Raw genomic sequence first — 6190 nt, 5'->3', positions numbered from 1 at the left:
CAGGACGGCGGCGTCACAGGTGGAGCCCAAGGTGGAGCCCAGGGAGGGGCCGGAGACGGAAACGGCGGCACCCAGGGCGGGACCGAGGGCGCCGAGAACGGCGGAGGCGGCGACGAGGGCGGAGAGAACGGCGGCCCCGGTGACGTCATCCCCGTGAGCAACAACGAAGAGGGCGACGACGACAAGGGGTTCTGGGGACAGCTCGGCGACGTCGTCACACAGCCCTTCAAAGCCGCCTGGGAGGACGTCAAGGGCACGTGGGACGCCGTCACCGACCCGGGCAAGTTCCTGTCCGACACCTGGAACGGGCTCAAGGACTACACCACCACCTGGTGGGACAAGAAGGCCGAGGAACTCGGCAAGCAGTGGGACGAGGGCGGCTGGAACTACCTCACCGTCCCGCTCAAATGGATCTCCTCCCCCGAGGACTTCGTCACCGACTTCCTCATCGACTCCTTCATCGACAAGGAGTCCTTCGAGAACGGCGACTGGGGCAAGGGCCTCGGCAACACCATCTGGAACATCGGATCGGTCTTCATCCCGGGCGTGGGCGCCGCGAAGTGGTTACAGAAGATCAACAAGCTCAACAAGGCCAACAAGCTGCGGAAGCTGGGAGATCTGGCCGGCGACGCCGCCGGCAAAGCGCGCAAGGCCCGCGAAGCCGGTGACGTCGCGGGAGCCCGCAAGGCCGCCGACGAGGCACAGCAGCACGCGGACGACGCGGCGAAGAAGGCCCGCGAGAACCCGGACGACGCGGATCTGGCGGAGGACGCGCGCACCGCACAGGACCAGGCGCTCGCCGCCCGTACGGATGCCGCGAAGGCCGCCCTGCGCGGACGAGGTTCGTCGGTGTCGGACGACCAGATCGACGGACTCGTCCAGCGGGCGCAGGACAACCCGACCGACGGCGGCATCAGCAAGAAACAGGCCGCCGACGCGCTGAACGAGTTGTCCGACCTGGCGGGCAGGCCCAATGTCCGCCCGGACGCGGCCAGTTCGCTGGAGGGCAAGGTGGTCAACGCCAAGACCGCCGACGCCCTCGACCAGGCCCGCGCCGAGGTGCACGCCGTGCAGCGCGCCGCCGACGACGCCGCGCCCGGCACGCAGGTGGACGCCGGACCCGGTACGGAGGCGGGTCGGCCGGCGGACCTCGGCTCCGAGCAGCTGGATCTGGACGGGATCCCCGACGCCGACGTGGCGTACAAGGCGAAGGACGGCACGTACCACGTGGTCGAGGTGAAGAACGCGGGCTCGGCCACCCGCAAGCCGGCCTTCGCCAACCAGGTGGAGCGCCTGCGGAAGTGGGCCGACAAGGCGCCGGGCCGCAAGGCGACCGTGGAGATCGACACCAATGACCGGTGGACGCAGATCTTCAGCGAGTTCAAGCCGGGCCGCGGCGGCAAGCCCGCGAAGGACTCCCGTACGGCCGCGGGCGAGATGGCGAAGAACAACGTGGACGTGTCGATCGGCGGCAAGCAGCTGAGCGCGGGCGAGCTGGGCCGGATGCAGGATGCGATCAATACGCGGACGCAGAACGGCACAATGGACTGGTCGAAGATGACGGACCCGGACGCGGCTCGGGAGTACCTCGGAGTGTGAGCATGGGCGGAGTGGGGTCATGAGCGGAGTGCGGTCATGAGTGGTGAGCTCGGCTGGGAGCCGGGTGTGGAGCGCTGGTCGTACGACGGGGACCACGCCCTGTCGGACTCCTTGCGCGCGCTCACCCCGCCCTGGGACCGCTGCGTCCCGGCCGAGGTGCGGTCACTGCCCCGTACGGATACGGAGGTGGCACGGGCCCGCGCCGCTCTGGTGGGTCTGCTCGACGACCCGCCGCCGCCCGCGCCGCGCGCTCCGGCGCCCGGGCTGCTCGAACATGCCTGGGAGTGGGCGGGTTCGGCGGTGCGCGAGCGGATCCCGCATCCGGCCGACGTCACCTGGCCGCGCGTGGACGCGCTCGCGGCCGAACTCCTGCCCTCCGCCCAGCCGTTGGAGGCGCACGCCCTCGCCCATATCGAGGTCACGCTCCTGCACCTGATCCACGACTGGCGCGCGGATGTGGCCGACGCGGTCTGGTCCTGGCTCGCGCTCGATCCCGACCCCGCGCGGTTCGCCGGCTGGGCGGCCCCGCTCGCCGAGCGCTCCGTGACCGAGGGCCTGGAGGCCGACGCGGCGATCGCCTACCTCGGCGCGGCGGGCACGGCCGGCGCCGTGGACGCCCTGACACGCCTGGCCGAGAAGCCCGATGGGCCCGCGACCTGGGACGACGCGGAAACGGCCCGCGACATGCTGGCGGAGCTCCGTACACGCGGACGATAATCGGCGACCAACTGTCCCTTTTCTCCGAATAGTTGGGATCGCCGCATGCCCTTGCCCGAGGACGCCCCCGGCACCACCCGGCAGGCACCGCCCGAGCGGCCGTCGTACATGGACTCCCGCTTCTTCAACCCGATGCTCAAGTACGTCTCCCGCACCCAGTCCGCGCTCTACCGGGCGACGGACGGCCGGATCGGCGGCACGTTCCGCGGCGAGCAGCCGGTCTGTCTGCTCACCACCAAGGGCCGCAAGTCCGGCAAGCTGCGCACGAACGCGCTGATCTATCTCCCGTACGGGGACTCGGTGGTCGTGGTCGCGTCGAAGGGCGGCGCCCCGCAGCACCCACTCTGGTACCGCAACCTCACCGCGGAGCCCAAGGTGCTCGTCCGCACCGGCGCCCACCTGCGCGTGATGCGGGCGCGGACGGCGGACAAGGCCGAGCGCGAGGAGCTGTGGCCGAAGCTGGTGGATCTGTACGAGGAGTACGCCTGGTACCAGTCCTGGACCGACCGGGAAATCCCGGTGGTGATCTGCGACCCGATCTAGCATCGGGCGCATGAGCACCGAACCCGTGAGCACCGAACCCCACAGTGAGCGTTCCTTCGACGAGCTGGTCCGTGAGGCCGATGAGGCCGACGTCTCCGGCTGGGACTTCAGCTGGTTCGAGGGGCGGGCCACCGAGCTGCGGCCCAGCTGGGGCTATCAGCGTCTGCTGGCCGAGCGGCTCAATGCGGGCGGGGCGACGCTGGATCTGCAGACCGGCGGGGGTGAGGTGCTCGCGGGAGCGCTGCGGATGGCGGGGCGGCCGCCGGGGATGAGCGCGGCGACGGAGGCGTATCCGCCGAATGTCCTGAAGGCCACGCGGCTGCTGCATCCGCTGGGGACGACGGTGGTGGCGGCTCCCGACGAACCGCCGTTCCCCTTCGCTGACGGGGCGTTCGACCTCGTGACCAGCCGGCATCCGGTGAAGGCGCACTTCGCGGAGATCGCGCGGGTGCTTGCGCCCGGCGGCACGTACTTCGCCCAACACGTGGGCCCGGCCAGCGTATTCGAACTGGTCGAGTACTTCCTCGGCCCGCAGCCCGAGGAGGTGCGCCGCGGTCGGCATCCGCAGGACGAGCGGGCCGAGGCGGAGGCGGCGGGCCTGCACGTCCTCGATCTCCGTCTTGAGCGGCTGCGGATGGAGTTCCACGACATCGGCGCGGTCGTGCACTTCCTGCGCAAGGTGATCTGGATGGTCCCCGGCTTCACGGTCGACGCGTATCTGCCCCAACTGCGGGCGCTTGACGAGCAGATCAGGTCCGAGGGGCCGTTCGTGGCGCACAGCACGCGGTTCCTGATCGAGGCGCGGAAGGGGCGCGACTAGCGGGGGCCGGCGGCCGGTCGGGGGTCGGGGCGTCAGGAGCGTCAGGAGCGTCAGGGGCCGAAGCGGCGGGCCTGCCCGGTGTGGATGTCGCCGACCCACTCCCAGCCGGGCTTGGCCGAGGGGCCCAGGCGCGGGTCGTCCGGATCACGGCCGTCACGCAAGGCGTGCAGGTACGCGCGGTCCCGTGCGATCCGTTCGCGTACCTCTCCGGCCCGGGCCACGGTCCCGTGGCCGGGGACGACGGCCACCACCTCGTCGGCCACGTCCTCGAGCAGCCGCAGCCCGGTGAGATAGTCCTCGATCGCGTCGGCGGTGTCGTCGAGCATCGGCACGAGGACGTCCGAGAGCATGTCGCCGGCGGCGAGCACACCGGTCTCCTCGATCAACAGCGCGGCATGGCCGGGCGCGTGCGCCGGATGCTCGATGATCCGGACGTCGGGGCCGTCCCACGGAACCTTCGCCGTGCCGGCGGGCAGACCGGTGAGGAGGCCGAACAGGTCGAGGGGGACATCGCCGGCGACTTCCGGCGGCAGCCCCTCGGCGACGTTTGTCTTCCAGTTCGCTTCCGAGCGCAGGTCTCGCATGTACGCGGCGCCGCGGGCCGTTCCGTAACGGGGTGCCGGTCCGAGCTCGTCGTGCCAGAGCACGTGGTCCCAGTCGGGGTGCGTCGAGAAGCCCGCCACCACGGGTCGGCCCGCCTCGCTCAAGTCGCGGGCGAGGCAGCTCATTTCGGAGTCCGTGATCCCGGCGTCGATGAGCAGCACGCCGGTGCGGCCCCGCACGACCACCGTGTTGTTCAGGAGCAGCTCGCTCACGTGGAACTGGACACCCTCTACGACCGGCTGCAGCATGGCGTTCCCTCCGCCTGTGGTTGGCCCTCGCTCCCCCGTGACGCTACCGAAATCCGGATGCCTCCGTGCCCGGTCCTGGTTAACGTCCACCCCCATGACCCCTTCTCTCGAACGCCCGCCCCTGACCCCCGACGAGCGCACCTCCCTGGTCGGTTGGCTCGATCTGCAGCGGCAGATCCTGCGCTGGAAGTGCGAGGGCGTGAGCGAGGAGGACGCGCATCGCGCCGTACTGCCGTCCTCACCGCTGACCACCATGGCGGGGCTGATCGTCCATATGCGGTGGGTGGAGCACACCTGGTTCGAGGTGCTGTTCCTCGGCGGCGACGAGAGGGCGAACCCGTCCTTCGACGAGGACCGTGAGGACGCGGACTGGGAGACGAAGGGGCAGACGCTGGCCGGGCTGCTCGACGCGTACGAGGCGCAGTGCGCCCGGAGCAACGAGATCGTGGCCGCCGCGTCGCTGGACGATGTGGGGCGGCACGAGGGGTATCGGTCCGGGGGCGCGAACCTTCGCTGGATGCTGACGCACATGGTCGAGGAGACCGCGCGGCACGCCGGTCACGCGGACATCGTCCGGGAGTTGCTCGACGGGGCGAAGGGGTACTACTGAGCGGGGCGCTCCACGATGACGGTCCTGGGCGGGGCGCTCCACGATGACGGTCCTGAGCGGCGGCTCAAGGCCTTCCGGAAGCCGCAAGGGAAACCCCCAGCGCCTCGCGGATCCGGGCGATGACCGTGGCGGGCGAGGCGAACACCTCCACCGCCGTGAAGCGCAGGACCGTGTCGATCTCCGGGCAGGACTGGAGTGCGTTGAAGCGCTTCAGGTCACGGTCGTGGGCCGCGCGGCTGCCGTGGTACGCGTAGCCCTCGATCTCGACGGCGACGCGCCGTTCCCGGAAGAGGAAGTCGACGCGCACGCGGCGTCCCCGCCCTGCGGCCAGCTCCACCTGTGACTCCGGGCGCAGGCCCGCCTCGTACATCCGCAGCCGCGCGATGGTCTCGGCCACCGATTCGCAGCGGGGATCGGCGAGGGCCAGCCGGTCCCGCGCCTTGCGCCGGCCCGTGTGCGGCAGTTCGCCGGCCGCCGCGGCCAGGTGGTCGAGCCCGACCAGCGGAGGGCGTCGCGTGTCTCCCCTGCCCCGCCAGGTCAGCGCCGAGTCGACGGCGGTCAGGGCGTCGTCGAGGGAGGCGGTCCGCAGCAGGTCGGTGAGAGTGCGCAGGGGCGTGGTGACGCGCAGTCCGTCGTCGACCTCGCGCGTCTCGCGCCCGGTCAGGACCGAGCGGTGGACCTTCGCGTCGGGGCGGAGTTTGCGGTTGGCTCCGCGCAGGTCGGTGAACTCCAACTCCTCGCCGTTCCCGAACAGTTCGATGAACTGGAGGCGGGCGGCCGTGCGGTGGCTGGCGATCAGGTGAGGGGACGCCGCCTGGACGGCCCGCACCCGCATCCCCACGTCGACCTCCGCGCCGGGCACGGCCCAGGCCGCGGTCCCGAGCCGCACCCACCCCTCCTTCCGTACGCGCCCGTACACCGCACCACGGGACCAGCCCGCGGCGACGGCATCGGCCAGGAACAGCACCCCATGACGCACGATCCCCCGCAGCTCTCGCATGGGCAGATGATCTCGGGAACGGGGGGAAGGTGGGTGGGCCTGTGGATAAG

At 71.1% G+C, this 6190-nt stretch carries 6 protein-coding genes and 1 pseudogene; 5 read left to right on the top strand and 2 right to left on the bottom strand.

Annotation, left to right across the window (positions count from 1 at the left end; genetic code table 11):
* The 4 genes and pseudogenes from G6045_RS38550 to G6045_RS38535 all read left to right on the top strand — a co-directional run.
* Positions 1–1599, top strand: a pseudogene (locus tag G6045_RS38550) (hypothetical protein); the annotation flags it as partial.
* A 36-nt stretch (positions 1600–1635) separates the two neighbouring features.
* A complete protein-coding gene (locus tag G6045_RS38545; protein ID WP_165336904.1) occupies positions 1636–2316 on the top strand; it encodes a hypothetical protein in 681 nt (226 codons plus the stop codon).
* Between the two features lie 45 nt (positions 2317–2361).
* Entirely contained in the window at positions 2362–2859 is a 498-nt protein-coding gene (locus G6045_RS38540) for a nitroreductase family deazaflavin-dependent oxidoreductase (protein WP_206344744.1), read from the top strand.
* Between the two features lie 10 nt (positions 2860–2869).
* Positions 2870–3679: a methyltransferase domain-containing protein gene (locus tag G6045_RS38535; RefSeq protein ID WP_165336903.1), complete on the top strand. Its 810-nt coding sequence runs from the start codon at positions 2870–2872 to the stop codon at positions 3677–3679.
* A gap of 50 nt (positions 3680–3729) precedes the next feature.
* On the opposite strand, the gene G6045_RS38530 is transcribed toward G6045_RS38535, so the two are convergent.
* Complete coding sequence (locus G6045_RS38530) at positions 3730–4530, bottom strand: MBL fold metallo-hydrolase (RefSeq protein ID WP_165336902.1); 801 nt, start codon at positions 4528–4530, stop codon at positions 3730–3732.
* Positions 4531–4624: 94 nt separating this feature from the next.
* Here G6045_RS38530 and G6045_RS38525 point away from each other — a divergent pair, with 94 nt between their 5' ends.
* On the top strand, positions 4625–5140 hold the full coding sequence (locus G6045_RS38525; RefSeq protein ID WP_165336901.1) for a DinB family protein: 516 nt from the start codon (positions 4625–4627) through the stop codon (positions 5138–5140).
* Between the two features lie 64 nt (positions 5141–5204).
* On the opposite strand, the gene G6045_RS38520 is transcribed toward G6045_RS38525, so the two are convergent.
* A complete protein-coding gene (locus G6045_RS38520; RefSeq protein ID WP_165336900.1) occupies positions 5205–6140 on the bottom strand; it encodes an endonuclease domain-containing protein in 936 nt (311 codons plus the stop codon).
* Positions 6141–6190 lie beyond the last annotated feature (50 nt).

Origin of the sequence: Streptomyces mesophilus, assembly GCF_011044995.1 — a bacterium.
GTDB lineage: Bacteria > Actinomycetota > Actinomycetes > Streptomycetales > Streptomycetaceae > Streptomyces > Streptomyces mesophilus.
The sequence above is the reverse complement of the archived record's forward strand: the minus strand, read 5'-3'. Positions and strand labels throughout refer to the sequence as shown.

Coding starts and splice junctions, on each gene's coding strand:
- G6045_RS38545 (WP_165336904.1), top strand. CDS start 1,636: ATGAGTGGTGAGCTCGGCTGGGAGCCGGGTGTGGAGCGCTGGTCGTAC.
- G6045_RS38540 (WP_206344744.1), top strand. CDS start 2,362: ATGCCCTTGCCCGAGGACGCCCCCGGCACCACCCGGCAGGCACCGCCC.
- G6045_RS38535 (WP_165336903.1), top strand. CDS start 2,870: ATGAGCACCGAACCCGTGAGCACCGAACCCCACAGTGAGCGTTCCTTC.
- G6045_RS38530 (WP_165336902.1), bottom strand. CDS start 4,530: ATGCTGCAGCCGGTCGTAGAGGGTGTCCAGTTCCACGTGAGCGAGCTG.
- G6045_RS38525 (WP_165336901.1), top strand. CDS start 4,625: ATGACCCCTTCTCTCGAACGCCCGCCCCTGACCCCCGACGAGCGCACC.
- G6045_RS38520 (WP_165336900.1), bottom strand. CDS start 6,140: ATGCGAGAGCTGCGGGGGATCGTGCGTCATGGGGTGCTGTTCCTGGCC.